Below are 12,494 nucleotides of genomic sequence, written 5' to 3'. Positions count from 1 at the left end.
CAACTCCGTGGCCGAGTTACCTCTCGCGCCGCAGCAGGTACGTGTCCATGATCCAGCCCTTGCGCTCGCGCATCTCGCCGCGCACCCGCTCGATCTCGCCCTGGACCTCACGCACCGGCCCGGCGATCAACGTCTCGTCCGCGGTGCCGAGGTACGCGCCCCAATAGATGTCCCACGCGTCCCCCGCGTCGCCCTCTGCCACCGACTCGAACGAGCATTCCGCATCGAGCATCACGACCGCGTTCTCCACACCGTCGGGCAACCCGGCGCGCAACCGTCGGCCGGTCGTGATGTGGATCGGTTCGCCGATCCGGTTGAGCACCATCGCATGCCCGGCGGCCAGCGCCTGCACACTGGTGATCCCGGGAACGACCGTGCACTCGAACGCCACCGCACCCGACGTGGCAACCATGTCGAGGATGCGCAGCGTGCTGTCGTACAGCGACGGATCGCCCCACACCAGGAACGCCCCGCAACCGTCCTCGCCCAGCTCGTCGCGGATCATCTGGCCGTACAGCGACGCCCGCAACTCGTGCCAGTCGAGCACGGCGCCGCGGTAGTCGTCCGGGGTGCGGTCGCGCGCAGGATCGGGGGCCTCGACGAAGCGGTAGTCGTCGCCGACGATGTGCTCGGCGCAGATCTGCCGGCGCAACTGCACCAACTCGTCCTTCGCGGCCCCCTTGTCCAGGACGAAGAACACGTCGACGAGGTTCATCGCCTTGATCGCCTGGACGGTCAGATGGTCCGGGTCACCTGCACCGATACCGATGACGAACACCTTGCGCATGGGTGCACACGCTACTGGAGACGGGGCCGGCCCCGATCGCTCACCCGTGCGAGGTCTCGGGATAGTCCTCGTCGTACGACACCTCGAGGACCTGCTCGACCACGTCGGCCTCGTTCGCCTCGCGGTCGACGGCGAGGTCGTCGAGAGTCTCGCTGCCGTCGTCGGGCGCGTCGTCCTGACTCGGCGGCTCACCCACCTCCGCACCGGAGACCAGGTCGATGTCGGTGAACTCATCAGCAGCCATCGCGGTGCTCCTTCCAACAGAGCGTCCGGGGACCCGTCCCAGTGTATCGGCGCGGGCCATCCCCGGCACCGCCCTCGCGGACGCCGTCCACCGCGCATGGCAGACTTGGACACCATGGCCACGGCGATCCGGACCCCGTACGAAGACCTGCTCAGGCACGTCCTCGAGACCGGCACCCCCAAGTCCGACCGCACCGGCACCGGAACCCGCAGCGTCTTCGGCCACCAGATGCGTTTCGACCTGTCCGAGGGTTTCCCGCTGATCACCACCAAGCGCGTGCACCTCAAGTCGATCGTCTACGAACTGCTCTGGTTCCTGCGCGGCGACTCGAACGTGCGCTGGCTGCAGGAACACGGCGTGACGATCTGGGACGAGTGGGCCGACGCCGACGGCGAACTCGGCCCCGTCTACGGCGTGCAGTGGCGTTCGTGGCCGACCCCGTCCGGCGAGCACATCGACCAGATCACCGCGGCCCTCGAGTTGCTGCGGACCGACCCCGACTCGCGCCGCAACATCGTCTCGGCCTGGAACGTCGGCGAGATCCCGCAGATGGCGCTGCCGCCGTGCCACGCGTTCTTCCAGTTCTATGTCGCCGACGGCAAACTCTCCTGCCAGCTGTATCAGCGCAGCGCGGACCTGTTCCTCGGCGTCCCGTTCAACATCGCGAGCTATGCGCTGCTGACGCACATGATGGCCGCGCAGGCCGGACTGGGCGTCGGCGAGTTCGTCTGGACCGGCGGCGACTGCCACATCTACGACAACCACGTCGAACAGGTCCGTGAACAACTCGGCCGCGACCCGTACCCGTACCCACGGCTGCGGCTCGCCGAACGGGACTCGATCTTCGACTACACCTACGAGGACATCGAGGTCGTGGACTATCGCCACCACCCGGCGATCAGCGCGCCGGTGGCCGTCTAGTGGGGCGGGAGAAGGTGGACCGGGACCAGCACGACCGCGACCGGATCGGCCTCGTCTGGGCGCAGGCTCGCCGCGGCGTGATCGGCCGCGACAACGCCATCCCGTGGCGACTGCCCGAGGACATGGCACATTTCAAGCAGACCACGACCGGCCACACGGTCGTCATGGGCCGACGCACCTGGGACTCGCTGCCGCCGCGGTTCCGTCCCCTCCCGGGCCGCCGCAACATCGTGGTGACCCGGCAGCGCGACCTCGTCCTCGACGGCGCCGAGACCACCGGCTCGGTCGCCGACGCGGTCTCGCTCGCCGGCGAGAGCCGGTGCTGGATCATCGGCGGCGCACAGATCTATTGCGCCGCACTCGAACTCGCAGGACATTGCGAGGTCACCGAAATCGACCTGGACATCGAGGGCGATGCCTACGCGCCGGAGTTGGGGCCGCAGTGGACCGCCGCACCGAGCGAGTGGCAGTCGTCCGAAACCGGCTTGCGCTACCGCTTCCTCAGCTACCAGCGCGTGGACTGACCCGTGCCCGTCCGCGCCGACGCGGTATTCAGGGAACTGCTTGCCCGATGACAGGACACGGACAGCGGTGTATGCCTAGCATCACACGGTGCCGAATCCTCGAGTGAAACTGTTCCGACGTCCGCTGCGTCTGCTGCCCGCCGTGATGGCCGGCGCCCTGCTGCTGGCCGCGCCCGGTGTCGCGGCCGCCGAGCAGGGACCCGACGTCTCCTCATGGCAGCACACCAACGGAACGTTGATCAACTGGTTCCAGGTCCGGGGCGCGGGCCAGCAGTTCGCGATGGTCAAGGCGACCGAGGGCCTGAACTACGTCAATCCGTACTTCGTGCAGGATTCGCTGCTGATGCGCGCCGCCGGCGTCGCCCGCGGCACCTACCACTACGCCGACCCCAGCCTGCCCGCGGTCGCGCAGGCCGCGTTCTATTCGGCGGTCGTGCTCGGCCAGAACGGACCGCTGGACCTGCCGCCGGTCATCGACTTCGAGAACGCCGCCGGCCAGTCCCCGGCCCAGCTCATCGGCTGGCTGCACCAGTACCTGGACACCGTGCAGGCGCTCACCGGACGGCAGCCGATCATCTACACGTACCCGAACTTCTGGCGCAACGCGATGGCGAACACCACCCAGTTCGCCAACTACCCGCTGTGGATCGCCAGCTACAACGGCCAGAACAACCCGGGACCGCTGCCCGGCGGCTGGACCAACTGGACGTTCTGGCAGTACACCGACTCCGGTCGCCTGCCCGGCGTGTCCGGGCCGGTGGACCTGAACTCCTACAGCGGGGCGCAGGGCCCGTTCGCGCAGTACGCCCGCGCGGGCATCACCGGCTACGGCTCCTGACGTCGCAGCGGGCAGTCAGCCCACCGAGACATCTCAGGGAACTACGGTGACCGAGGCGGTCATCTGGGGGTGCAGGCTGCACATGTAGTCGTACGTGCCGGGATCCTTGAAGACGTACGAGAAGGTGCCGTTGGCGATCGTGCTGGACTTCAGCATGCCCGCGGCCTGTCCCGTGCCGGTCACGTCGTGCGGAATCCCTTGGTCGTCGAACTTCCAGGTGACAGTCTGCCCCGCCTTCACCGTGAGGTGGTCGGGGGTGAACTGCATGTCCCGCACCAGCACGGTGTTCGGCGGCAACTCGGTCGGCACCGAGGGCGCCTGCGCTTCGTGGGTGCTGCCGCACGCGGTGACCCCCAGCAGCAGGGCGGCGCCGACCGTGATCATGCCAAGTGTGTTCCGCATGGACCGATTCTGCGCCGACGGACTCCGCGACACCCACCGGACCCGCCGACCGCGATACCTGTTGACGCGGATCACAGATACGGCCTACCTTCGGAATTGAGGGATCTGCGAACTCCTCAGCTCGGGAGTGATCGACCATGACGCACACGATTCGGCACGGCCCACCGGCGGTCCACGCCGCCACGACCTCCCCGTCGACAACGGTCCCCGACCGCGACACCGTCGCCACACGCCTGCTCGCCGGGTCGGTCACGCGCTCGTATCAGCCCATCGTCGACATCGACTGGGACGCCGGACTCGACCCCGAAAAGTTTTTCCTGCCGCCGCAACTGCTCTCGCTGTACGACACCCCGCTGTGGCACACGATGAGCGAGTCCGAGCGCATCGAGCTGTCCCGACAGGAACTCGCGAACGTACTCAGCGTCGGCATCTGGTTCGAGAACATCCTCAACCAGGCATTGCTGCGCTCGCTGCTGCACGACGACCCGACCGCCCGGCACCCGCACTACGCGCTGACCGAGATCGGCGACGAGACGCGGCACATGATCATGTTCGGCCGTGCCATCGACACCGCCGGCGCGCGGCCGTTCCGGCTGCGCGGTTGGCGCCTGCTCGTCGTGAACCTGCTGCCGCACACCTTCCGCGGCTCCCTGTTGTGGGTGTCGGCGCTGATCGGCGAGGAGATCTTCGATTCGCTGCAGCGCCGCATGATGGCCGACCCGCAACTGCAGCCGATGATCGCCCGGCTCATGCGCATCCACGTCACCGAGGAGTCGCGGCACATCCGGTTCGCCCGCGAGGGTGTGCGGCGGCGGATGCAGCACGCCGGCCATCTCGAGCGGTTGATCGTCGGCAACGTCAACGGGCTCGGCGGCCTGCTGATGTACCACCTGTTCACCCACCGCGGCATCTATGCACGCGCCGGGCTCGACCCGGTCGAGGCGCAGCGGCAGGCCCGCGCCAACGAGAACTTCCGCCGAGCGCGGCTGATGGGCTTCGCGGGCCTGGGCCGGTTCCTCGACGACTCCGGGCTGATGGGTCCGCTGGCCCGCCGCGGGTGGCGTCGCGGCGGCTTCCTCGACTGAGCGGTGCCGCCGTGACCGCCACGACCCGACTCCCCTCCGATGTGATCGGTGTGAGTGCCGGTACGGCATGCGAGTTCGACGAAGACACCGACCGCTGGGCGGTGCGCCACCCGGGAGGCGCCGTCGAACATCCGCGCATCATCGTCTGGCGCGGCGCCGGCCCCTCGCCGCGGGATCATCTCGTCGGGCGGGCAGGGGTGACCATCGGGCAGGCGTGGCGCGACGGTCCGCACCCGTTCCTGGGTGTCGCGATCGCCGGATTCCCGAATCTGTTCCTGCTTCCCGGTGACCGCAGGCTCGTCACCAACGCACGGCGGCGGCACATCCGTGGCGGTGTGGAGTTGATGGAGTGCGCGGGCGCCACCCGGATCGAGGTGCGGCTGAGTGTGCAGCGCGCGTTCGGTCGTGAGTCGCGGCCCGTGTCGGGCCGGGCGTTCCGACGGCGGCTGCGCCGGGTCGACCCCGACGACTATGAGCTGACCTCGGCCGCCGACCGCACCGACCCCGACCTGTACGAGGGCCCGGCCATGCTCGTCGTCGGCCCGCAGCGGGTGTCCGCCGACGTACACCTGACCGGCCACCTCGACCCGCGAGACGGCCACTTCCACTGGTACGGACGGATCAGCCGCGATCCGTCCACGGACACGCTGACGACCCCGTCGACCCCCGCCGCCGCGCTGCAGATAGGCGACGGCCCGGTCCGGTCGGCGCGGCTGACCGAACGCGACCCGTGGGGAAACCTACGGGTGACCGGCATCGGCGTTCCGCCGTATCCCGTCGGCGAGGACGCGTGAGCGAGAGGAACGGTGAGTGGTGATGAACGCACCGAGTGGCGTGGGCAAGACCGCGGTGCTGGTGGCGGCCGCACGCGAGCGCGAAAGCCTCCGCGCCGACCATCTTTTCGTCGATCCCTGGGCACACGCGTTCGTCGAGGCCTCGGGGTGGATCCCGCAGCACGAGGCCGCCGACGAGCCGCGCGACGACCAGTTGACGCTGTGGATGGCGGCCCGCACCAGGTTCCTCGACGACTTCGTGCTCGACGCGGTCCGCGGCGGCTGCACGCAGGTCGCGATCCTCGGCGCCGGGCTGGACACCCGTGCGTTGCGCCTGGACTGGCCGGCGCCGGTGACGATCTTCGAGGTCGACACCGCTCCGATGCTGGAGTTCAAACGCTCGGTGCTCGGCGCGGCGCAGCCGGAGGCCACCGTGACCCGGGTGACGCTGCCGGTGGACCTGCGCACCGACTGGCCGGATGTGCTGCGCCGAGCGGAATTCCACGATGACCATCCGACCGCGTGGGTACTCGAGGGACTGCTGATGTACCTCACGCCGCAGGACGTCGACGTGCTGATGACCCGGATCGCTGCGATGTCGGCGCCCGGCAGCCGGCTGGGCGCGACACTGACCAGCTCCCACTTCCTCGAGGATGCGCAGACGTTGCCGCAGCTTCCGGACAGCCCGATCGACCGTGACGAGTGGCGAGAGTTGTTGCGCTCGAACGGGCCCGATGATCCAACCCGGTGGCTCGACCGCTACGGCTGGCGCGGCGAGGTCTTCCCGACCGCGGACCTCGCCCGCAAGTACGGGCGCACTCCCCCGCCGCTCGACGAGTCGTCGCATCAGGGCGACCGGTGGATGGTCTCGGCGACAAGGGGCTAGGGAGGTGGGACTCCCCAGTGCACCGCCGTCAGCAGAGCCCGGGCAGTTCGATTCCGGCGAGGTCGGCCTTGATCTGCAGCGCCAGATACTTGCTGTAGTTTCGCACCAGCATGAAGTTCCCGCCGTTCAGCCAGAAGCGGTCGTGGCCGGACCGTCGCCACACCGAGCGCAGTTCGCCCTCGTCGTCGAGCCCCCACACGGGGGTGCACGCGTCCGCCACGTCGTCACCGAGGATGTTCCGCGCGGTCTCGAGGATGCCGCGGAAGCCGGTGGCACACACGATCGTGTCGGCCGGGACGTATGTACCGTCGGCCAGGATCAAGCCGTCCGACACGAGCCGGCTGATCGCTCCCGAAGCCAGCCCGATTCGGCCGTCCACGATCATCGGCGACGCACCCACGTCGATGTAGTAGCCGCCGTTGCGGGTGAGGAACAGCATCATCACCCCTGCCCCGTCCGGTCCGCTGTTGTGCACGAAGCCGCGGGCGGTGAGCCCGTCGAGTAGATCCCGATCCTCTTCCGCCAGCAGGCCCACCCCCCTCCGCAGCCCGTCCACGAACTGCGGATCCCGCCGGGCGACGGCCGCGTCGAGCAGATCCGCCACATCGGTTTCGGTGTGCTCGCCGTACCGGAAGCGTCCGCGCTCCGAGAGGGCGCGTCCGCTGGCGACGTGGGTGGGACCCCGCTGCACGAGCGTCACCCGGGCGCCGGACTCGTGGAGGTCCTGTGCGATGTCATGGCCGCTGTTGCCGGTGCCGATCACCACAGTCCGCGTTCCGCGGCGCGCCCGGTCGGTCCGGTAGTCGCTCGAGTGCAGCAGTTCGCCGGTGAAGTCCTCTGTCCCCTCGAAGTCCGGCATCATCGGTTCGGTGCCGCTGAGCCCGGTGGCCAGCACGACATGCCACGAGCGCAGAGTGCGGCGCGTGCCGTCACGGTCCACCACGACGGTCCACCTGCGGTCGTCGGGATCGAACGTGGTCTCCACGACCTCCGAACGCGTCCACACGTTCAGTTCCATTGCCCGGGAGTAGAGCTCGAGCCAGTCGCCCATCTTGTCCTTGGGTGTGAACACCGGCCAGTTAGGCGGGAACGGCATCAGCGGGAGGTGGTTGGACCACACCGCATCGTGCAGCACCAACGAGTCGTATCTGCCGCGCCAGTTGTCGCCGACCCGTTCGGCGCGATCGACCAGGAGGGTTCGCACGCCCAGTGCGCCGAGGTGCGCGGCCAGCGCGAGACCGGAGTGTCCGGCGCCGATCACGAGGACCTCCGGATCGCGGTCCCGGCAGTCGAGCTCACGCTCTCGCCGCGCCGACCAGTACTCGATCCTGCCTTCGGGCATCTCGGTGCCCTGGGGTCGACTGTCACCAATCGCCGATTCGTGTCCGGCCAGCGAGTCCAACGCGGTGAGCAGGTTCCGTGCCCGCCAGTTGCCGCGGTCGAACACCAGGCTCGCGACGCCGCGCACGTGCCCGAGTTGCGTGTCGAACCGAAACAGCAGACGGATTGCCCCCTCGCCCACCGGAACGAAGACCGGCGGTGAAGTCGGGTCCACCTGCTCGCCGCGCACGTGCTGGGTGAGCGCAACGGCGAGCAGCCGATCGACCTTGTCGCGGCCGTGCAGGCTGCGCAGATCCCCGGTGAACGCGAGCAGGTCGCGCCACCACAGGTTCTGGTGCAGAAGCGACTCGCCGCCGGACGCCGTGCGCAGCAGTTCGGCGAAGCCGCTCAGCCACTGTTGCGCTACCTCGGCGACGGCGTCTGCATCGAGGGTGGGGTGATCCAACTGCGTCGTCATCTCTGCTTCCTCCTCCGACCTCAGCGGGTGGTGAACCCGGCGTCGACCTTGAGTTCCGTGCCCGTCACATAACGCGCCTCGTCCGAGGCAAGGAACAGCACCGCGTTGGAGACATCGACCGGCTCCACCCACGGGACAGGAATCGCGTTGGTGGCCGCGAACATCGGGGCCACCTGCTCCTTCGCCGGGTGCTCCACTCCCGGGAGAAAGAGACCGTAGCAGCGGTCATTGATGATCATCGGCGTGTCAGTGGCACCGGGATGGACCGTGTTGACGCGAATCCTGTACTCGCCCAGCTCATTTGTCAGGGCACGCATCAAACCCACGACCGCGTGCTTGCTGGATGCGTAGGCAGCCGTCTTGGCTGGGCCTTTGATTCCCGCGGTGGAACTGGTGAGGACGATCGATCCTCCGTCGCCCTGCTCGATCAGGTGCGGGATTGCGGCCTTGCAGGTGTGCCACACTCCCTTGAGGTTGACGTCGAGGACGTCGTCCCACTCCTCCTCCGTGATCCGATGTGCCGGTTCACCACTGATGAAGATGCCGGCGTTCGCGACGACGATGTCGATGCGGCCCAGCTCGGCGATGCCGCGGTCGACGATCGATCGCACCGCGTCGAAATCGCGCACATCGGCCTTGTCTGCGATGATCCGCCGGCCGAGCCGCTCGACCCCGCGGACCGTTTCGGCGAGGTCCTCCGCCGTGGCGGGCGGATAGAACCTCGTCACACTGTCGATGCCGCCTGCCAGGTCCAGAGCAATGATGTCGGCGCCCTCCTCGGCGAGCCTGAGTGCGTGGCTCCGTCCCTGCCCACGCGCCGCCCCGGTCACGAACGCGACCTTGTCTGTCACTCGACCCGACATTCCGCTCCCTCCACCGCACAGCCTTTCGGCTCATCATGTAATCCGGATCACATGTGCAGTGCAGGTGTTCCGCTGGCCGGGACCGCGCTCGGTACGCCCGGCGAACTCGCGCCGCTCAGCCGGCGGTTTCGGGTCGACCGATCACCCGCCCCCTGACCTCACCGAACCCGATCCGCGCGTCGCCCGGCCCCGGCGCTGTCGCGGCGATGACGACCTCGTCGCCGTCCTCGAGAAACGTGCTCGGCCGACCGCCGACCGTCACGGGCTCCGTTCCACCCCAGGTCAACTCGATCAGCGATCCGCATTGGCTTCGCTCGGCGCCGGACACCGTGCCCGACGCGAACAGGTCGCCGGTGCGCACGCTCGCCCCGCCGACCGTCAGGTGCGCGAGCATCTGCGCGGGCGACCAGTACATCTGGGCGTACGGCGGCCGGCTGACCACCTGACCGTTCCAACTGACCTCCATCGCCAGATCCAGCCCCCACGCCCGGTCACCGCGCAGGTACGGTAGCGGCTCCGGATCCTGCGGCGGCTGGGCGATCCGCGCGTGCTCGAGCGCCCCCATCGGCACCACCCACGCCGAGATCGACGTCGCGAAGGACTTGCCCAGGAACGGGCCCAACGGCACGTACTCCCAGGCCTGGATGTCGCGGGCCGACCAGTCGTCGACCAGCACCGCCCCGAAGACGTGCGCATCGAAATCGCCGAGCGGTATCGGGACGCCGCGCCGACTGGGCACCCCCACGACGAATCCGACCTCGGCCTCGATGTCGAGTCTCTGCGACGGCCCGAACGTCGGCATGTCGGTCTCGATGCCGCGCCGTTGCCCGCTCGGCCGCACCACCTCGGTCCCCGAGACCACGACCGTCCCGGCCCGACCGTGGTAGCCGACCGGCAGGTACTTCCAATTCGGGTGCAGTGCCGCGGATCCCGGCCGTAGGATCGCACCGAGGTTGCGTGCGTGGTGCTCGTTGGCATAGAAGTCGACGTAGTCGCCCACTCGGAACGGAAGGTGCAGGTGCACCCGGTCGAGCGTGTGCAGGAACTGGCCGAACTCGCCACGCCGCGAGTGCCCGGCCAGTTCGTCTTGCAGGCGGTCGCGGACCTCCGCCCAGCGCGCCGGGCCCTGGGCCATGAACGGCCCCAGCGAGTCGGCGGACAGCGCCGGATCGGGAATCTCGAGATCCTCGAACAGCGCCGCAAGATCGAGCACGCGGTCGCCGACGCGGACCCCCACCCGGGGTGCGGTGCCGGGCGTCGAGAACACCCCGTACGGCAGGTTGTCCAGTCCGAAGGGCGATCCCGCGGGGATGTCGACGGCGGTCATCGGCTCACACTCGATTCTGCGATCAGTCCCAGTCGGACGAGGTCGGCGATCGGCTCGGCGATGCTACACGTGCCGAACGAGTGGAATGAGCTGCGCAACAGGGTGATCTGCGACCGGTCAAGCCCGCACAGCGCTTCCACGATGCGCGCGCCGTCTCGCTCCTCGAGCACCTCGGCGAGCTCTGCCGCCGAGTCGCCGCACCGCGCGCGGTGGACCGCGAGCATCACATTGAGGAACCCGTGCTGTTCGAATCCGGTGGCGCGGTCGCGGTGCCGGATCGCACGGTGCAGCCCGGCGGTGGCCTTGAACCCGATCCCCGCGGCGACCAGTCGGGTGAGCACGTCGGCCAGTTCCCGGCTGTCGGGGTGCGCCCGCGCGGTCGGTCCCCCGGTGCGAAGCTTCGCGAACACCCCGCCCGCGATCCCGTCGAGCACGGCGGCGCGGCGGTCGTCCCGCGGCACCTCGAGATACACCCGAGGCGCCTCGAGTGCGGCGACCGCCCCGCACAGTCCCGCGGTCACCGGTAGTCCTTCCGGCAGCGCGACCTCGACGGCGCGGACCGTCAGGTGCGGCATCGCTTGCAGCCGGGTCAGCGCCGCCCCTGCCTCGGCCGGCCCGCCCGGGACCGTGACCGACACGTCGACCGGCGCGGTCGCGGCCGCCGCCACCTCGTCGATCCGCGCGGCAGGAATCACGAAGGGGCCCAGCAGTTCCGCACGCGGTCCGCGGCGGTGGTCGGCGTGATCGCGCAGTGCGAGGCGCAACTCGGCGTCGCCCGGAGGGAACAGCGCCGCATCGTCACACAGCCCGGCCACCAGCTCACGCACCGCTCCCACCTCCGCCCGCCGGACCGCGCCGACCGGCCCACGACCACGCGTACTCGGGGTCCTCACAGGCAAGTCCGCCCTCGCCCAGTTCGAGCGGCCGGAACGTGTCGACCATGACCGCCAGCTCGTCGAAGTACTCGATGCCGATGCTGTTCTCGTAGGCGCCCGGCTGCGGGCCGTGTGTGTGGCCGCCGGGGTGCACCGAGACAGACCCGCGACCGATGCCGGCGCCTTTGCGCGCCTCGTAGTCGCCGCCGCAATAGAACATGATCTCGTCGGAGTCGACGTTGGAGTGGTAGTACGGCACCGGGATCGACAGCGGGTGGTAGTCGACCTTGCGAGGCACGAAGTTGCACACGACGAATCCGTTGCCCGCGAACACCTGATGCACCGGCGGCGGCTGGTGCACGCGGCCGGTGATCGGCTCGAAGTCGGCGACGTTGAAGGTGTACGGATACAGGCAGCCGTCCCAGCCGACCACGTCGAACGGGTGGGTGGCGCACACCATCGCGGTGCCGACGACCGTGCCGGCCGCGGTGCGGTGCTTGACCAACACCTCGACATCGGCCGCGTCGACGAGCAGGGTGTCGCCTGGGCCGTGCAGGTCGCGTTCGCAGTACGGCGCGCTCTCGAGCAGCTGGCCGCGCGGGGACAGGTACCGGTCCGGCGGTGCGATGTGCCCGCAGCCCTCGATCACATACGCCCGCAACGGGGCCGGACCGTTCGGTACCCACCGGTGGGTGGTCGCCCGGGGCACCAGCACGTAGTCCCCGGCACGGGCGCGCAGGGCGCCGAACACCGTCTCGACTGTCGCGGCGCCGAACTCCACGAACACCACCTCGTCGCCGACCGCATTGCGGTACAGCGGCGACTCGCGCCGCGCCACCACGTACGACAGCCGCACGTCGCCGTTACCCAGCAACAGCCGGCGGCCGGTCACCGCGTCGGCCCGGGCGGCGGAGTCGGTGAACAGCTCGTGCAGGCGCAGATGCCGCGGGCGCAGTGGATGATTCGGGACTGTGGCCTGGTCCCCGAACTCCCACACCCGGCTGTCGACGATCGCCGACGGAACCCCGCGGTGATACAGCAGCGACGAGTCAGAGGTGAACCCCTCCTCCCCCATCAGCTCCTCGTGATACAGCTCCCCGCCCGGAGCGCGGTGCTGTGTGTGCCGCTTCGGGGGAACGGTGCCGAGTTGCCGATAGAACGCCACGACCGC

The 12,494-nt window shown here is 69.2% G+C and carries 14 protein-coding genes; 6 read left to right on the top strand and 8 right to left on the bottom strand.

Annotated features, from left to right (window positions below; genetic code table 11):
• Positions 1-16: 16 nt before the first annotated feature.
• Together cobF and G4X40_RS19040 are read right to left on the bottom strand one after the other, a co-directional pair.
• Complete coding sequence (gene cobF / locus G4X40_RS19045) at positions 17-787, bottom strand: precorrin-6A synthase (deacetylating) (protein ID WP_277834834.1); 771 nt, start codon at positions 785-787, stop codon at positions 17-19.
• 40 nt (positions 788-827) lie between these two features.
• A complete protein-coding gene (locus G4X40_RS19040) occupies positions 828-1,031 on the bottom strand; it encodes a hypothetical protein (protein ID WP_277834832.1) in 204 nt (67 codons plus the stop codon).
• Between the two features lie 114 nt (positions 1,032-1,145).
• Between G4X40_RS19040 and G4X40_RS19035 the strand changes: the two genes are divergently transcribed.
• The 3 genes from G4X40_RS19035 to G4X40_RS19025 all read left to right on the top strand — a co-directional run bounded on the left by G4X40_RS19035 (position 1,146) and on the right by G4X40_RS19025 (position 3,314).
• Positions 1,146-1,952, top strand: coding sequence for a thymidylate synthase (locus tag G4X40_RS19035; RefSeq protein WP_277834829.1), 807 nt, complete (start codon positions 1,146-1,148; stop codon positions 1,950-1,952).
• Positions 1,952-2,476, top strand: a complete 525-nt coding sequence (locus G4X40_RS19030) for a dihydrofolate reductase (protein ID WP_277834828.1) — start codon at positions 1,952-1,954, stop codon at positions 2,474-2,476. Before G4X40_RS19035 ends, G4X40_RS19030 begins: the two co-directional genes overlap by 1 nt.
• 145 nt (positions 2,477-2,621) lie before the next feature.
• On the top strand, positions 2,622-3,314 hold the full coding sequence (locus G4X40_RS19025) for a glycoside hydrolase family 25 protein (RefSeq protein ID WP_277835201.1): 693 nt from the start codon (positions 2,622-2,624) through the stop codon (positions 3,312-3,314).
• A 33-nt stretch (positions 3,315-3,347) separates the two neighbouring features.
• Here the strand turns inward: G4X40_RS19025 and G4X40_RS19020 are convergent, their stop codons facing one another.
• Positions 3,348-3,716: a plastocyanin/azurin family copper-binding protein gene (locus tag G4X40_RS19020; RefSeq protein ID WP_277834827.1), complete on the bottom strand. Its 369-nt coding sequence runs from the start codon at positions 3,714-3,716 to the stop codon at positions 3,348-3,350.
• Positions 3,717-3,853: 137 nt separating this feature from the next.
• Here G4X40_RS19020 and G4X40_RS19015 point away from each other — a divergent pair, with 137 nt between their 5' ends.
• Genes G4X40_RS19015 through G4X40_RS19005 form a run of 3 tightly spaced genes read left to right on the top strand, consistent with a single transcriptional unit; the run spans position 3,854 to position 6,460 of the window.
• Positions 3,854-4,801 (top strand): AurF N-oxygenase family protein, encoded by a 948-nt coding sequence (locus G4X40_RS19015; RefSeq protein WP_277834826.1) that lies wholly within the window; start codon positions 3,854-3,856, stop codon positions 4,799-4,801.
• Between the two features lie 11 nt (positions 4,802-4,812).
• The gene (locus tag G4X40_RS19010) at positions 4,813-5,595 is read left to right on the top strand and encodes a DUF4873 domain-containing protein (protein ID WP_277834825.1); all 783 of its coding nucleotides are present in this window, start codon (positions 4,813-4,815) and stop codon (positions 5,593-5,595) included.
• Positions 5,596-5,617: 22 nt separating this feature from the next.
• Positions 5,618-6,460, top strand: coding sequence for an SAM-dependent methyltransferase (locus tag G4X40_RS19005; RefSeq protein ID WP_277834823.1), 843 nt, complete (start codon positions 5,618-5,620; stop codon positions 6,458-6,460).
• Between the two features lie 28 nt (positions 6,461-6,488).
• Here G4X40_RS19005 and G4X40_RS19000 read toward each other — a convergent pair whose 3' ends face one another.
• The 5 genes from G4X40_RS19000 to G4X40_RS18980 form a co-directional block, all read right to left on the bottom strand.
• Positions 6,489-8,258, bottom strand: a complete 1,770-nt coding sequence (locus G4X40_RS19000) for a flavin-containing monooxygenase (protein ID WP_277834822.1) — start codon at positions 8,256-8,258, stop codon at positions 6,489-6,491.
• A 20-nt stretch (positions 8,259-8,278) separates the two neighbouring features.
• Positions 8,279-9,121: a mycofactocin-coupled SDR family oxidoreductase gene (locus G4X40_RS18995; protein WP_277834821.1), complete on the bottom strand. Its 843-nt coding sequence runs from the start codon at positions 9,119-9,121 to the stop codon at positions 8,279-8,281.
• 115 nt (positions 9,122-9,236) lie between these two features.
• The gene (fahA, locus tag G4X40_RS18990; protein ID WP_277834819.1) at positions 9,237-10,448 is read right to left on the bottom strand and encodes a fumarylacetoacetase; all 1,212 of its coding nucleotides are present in this window, start codon (positions 10,446-10,448) and stop codon (positions 9,237-9,239) included.
• Positions 10,445-11,275 carry a hypothetical protein gene (locus G4X40_RS18985; RefSeq protein WP_277834817.1) on the bottom strand — a complete coding sequence of 277 codons (831 nt, stop codon included), beginning with the start codon at positions 11,273-11,275 and terminating at the stop codon, positions 10,445-10,447. Before G4X40_RS18985 ends, fahA begins: the two co-directional genes overlap by 4 nt.
• Positions 11,268-12,488, bottom strand: a complete 1,221-nt coding sequence (locus tag G4X40_RS18980) for a homogentisate 1,2-dioxygenase (protein ID WP_277834816.1) — start codon at positions 12,486-12,488, stop codon at positions 11,268-11,270. The genes G4X40_RS18985 and G4X40_RS18980 overlap by 8 nt, the downstream gene beginning before the upstream one ends.
• Positions 12,489-12,494: the final 6 nt, after the last annotated feature.

The organism is Speluncibacter jeojiensis (assembly GCF_029589495.1).
In the GTDB taxonomy this organism is placed as follows: Bacteria; Actinomycetota; Actinomycetes; order Mycobacteriales; family Mycobacteriaceae; genus Speluncibacter; species Speluncibacter jeojiensis.
Note: the sequence above shows the minus strand (reverse complement) of the source record. Positions and strands in the feature narration are given on the sequence as shown.

What these genes read in the sequence shown, in the direction of transcription:
- cobF (WP_277834834.1), bottom strand. Translation starts at nt 787, where the DNA reads ATGCGCAAGGTGTTCGTCATCGGTATCGGTGCAGGTGACCCGGACCAT.
- G4X40_RS19040 (WP_277834832.1), bottom strand. Translation starts at nt 1,031, where the DNA reads ATGGCTGCTGATGAGTTCACCGACATCGACCTGGTCTCCGGTGCGGAG.
- G4X40_RS19035 (WP_277834829.1), top strand. Translation starts at nt 1,146, where the DNA reads ATGGCCACGGCGATCCGGACCCCGTACGAAGACCTGCTCAGGCACGTC.
- G4X40_RS19025 (WP_277835201.1), top strand. Translation starts at nt 2,622, where the DNA reads ATGGCCGGCGCCCTGCTGCTGGCCGCGCCCGGTGTCGCGGCCGCCGAG.
- G4X40_RS19020 (WP_277834827.1), bottom strand. Translation starts at nt 3,716, where the DNA reads ATGCGGAACACACTTGGCATGATCACGGTCGGCGCCGCCCTGCTGCTG.
- G4X40_RS19015 (WP_277834826.1), top strand. Translation starts at nt 3,854, where the DNA reads ATGACGCACACGATTCGGCACGGCCCACCGGCGGTCCACGCCGCCACG.
- G4X40_RS19005 (WP_277834823.1), top strand. Translation starts at nt 5,618, where the DNA reads ATGAACGCACCGAGTGGCGTGGGCAAGACCGCGGTGCTGGTGGCGGCC.
- G4X40_RS19000 (WP_277834822.1), bottom strand. Translation starts at nt 8,258, where the DNA reads ATGACGACGCAGTTGGATCACCCCACCCTCGATGCAGACGCCGTCGCC.
- G4X40_RS18995 (WP_277834821.1), bottom strand. Translation starts at nt 9,121, where the DNA reads ATGTCGGGTCGAGTGACAGACAAGGTCGCGTTCGTGACCGGGGCGGCG.
- fahA (WP_277834819.1), bottom strand. Translation starts at nt 10,448, where the DNA reads ATGACCGCCGTCGACATCCCCGCGGGATCGCCCTTCGGACTGGACAAC.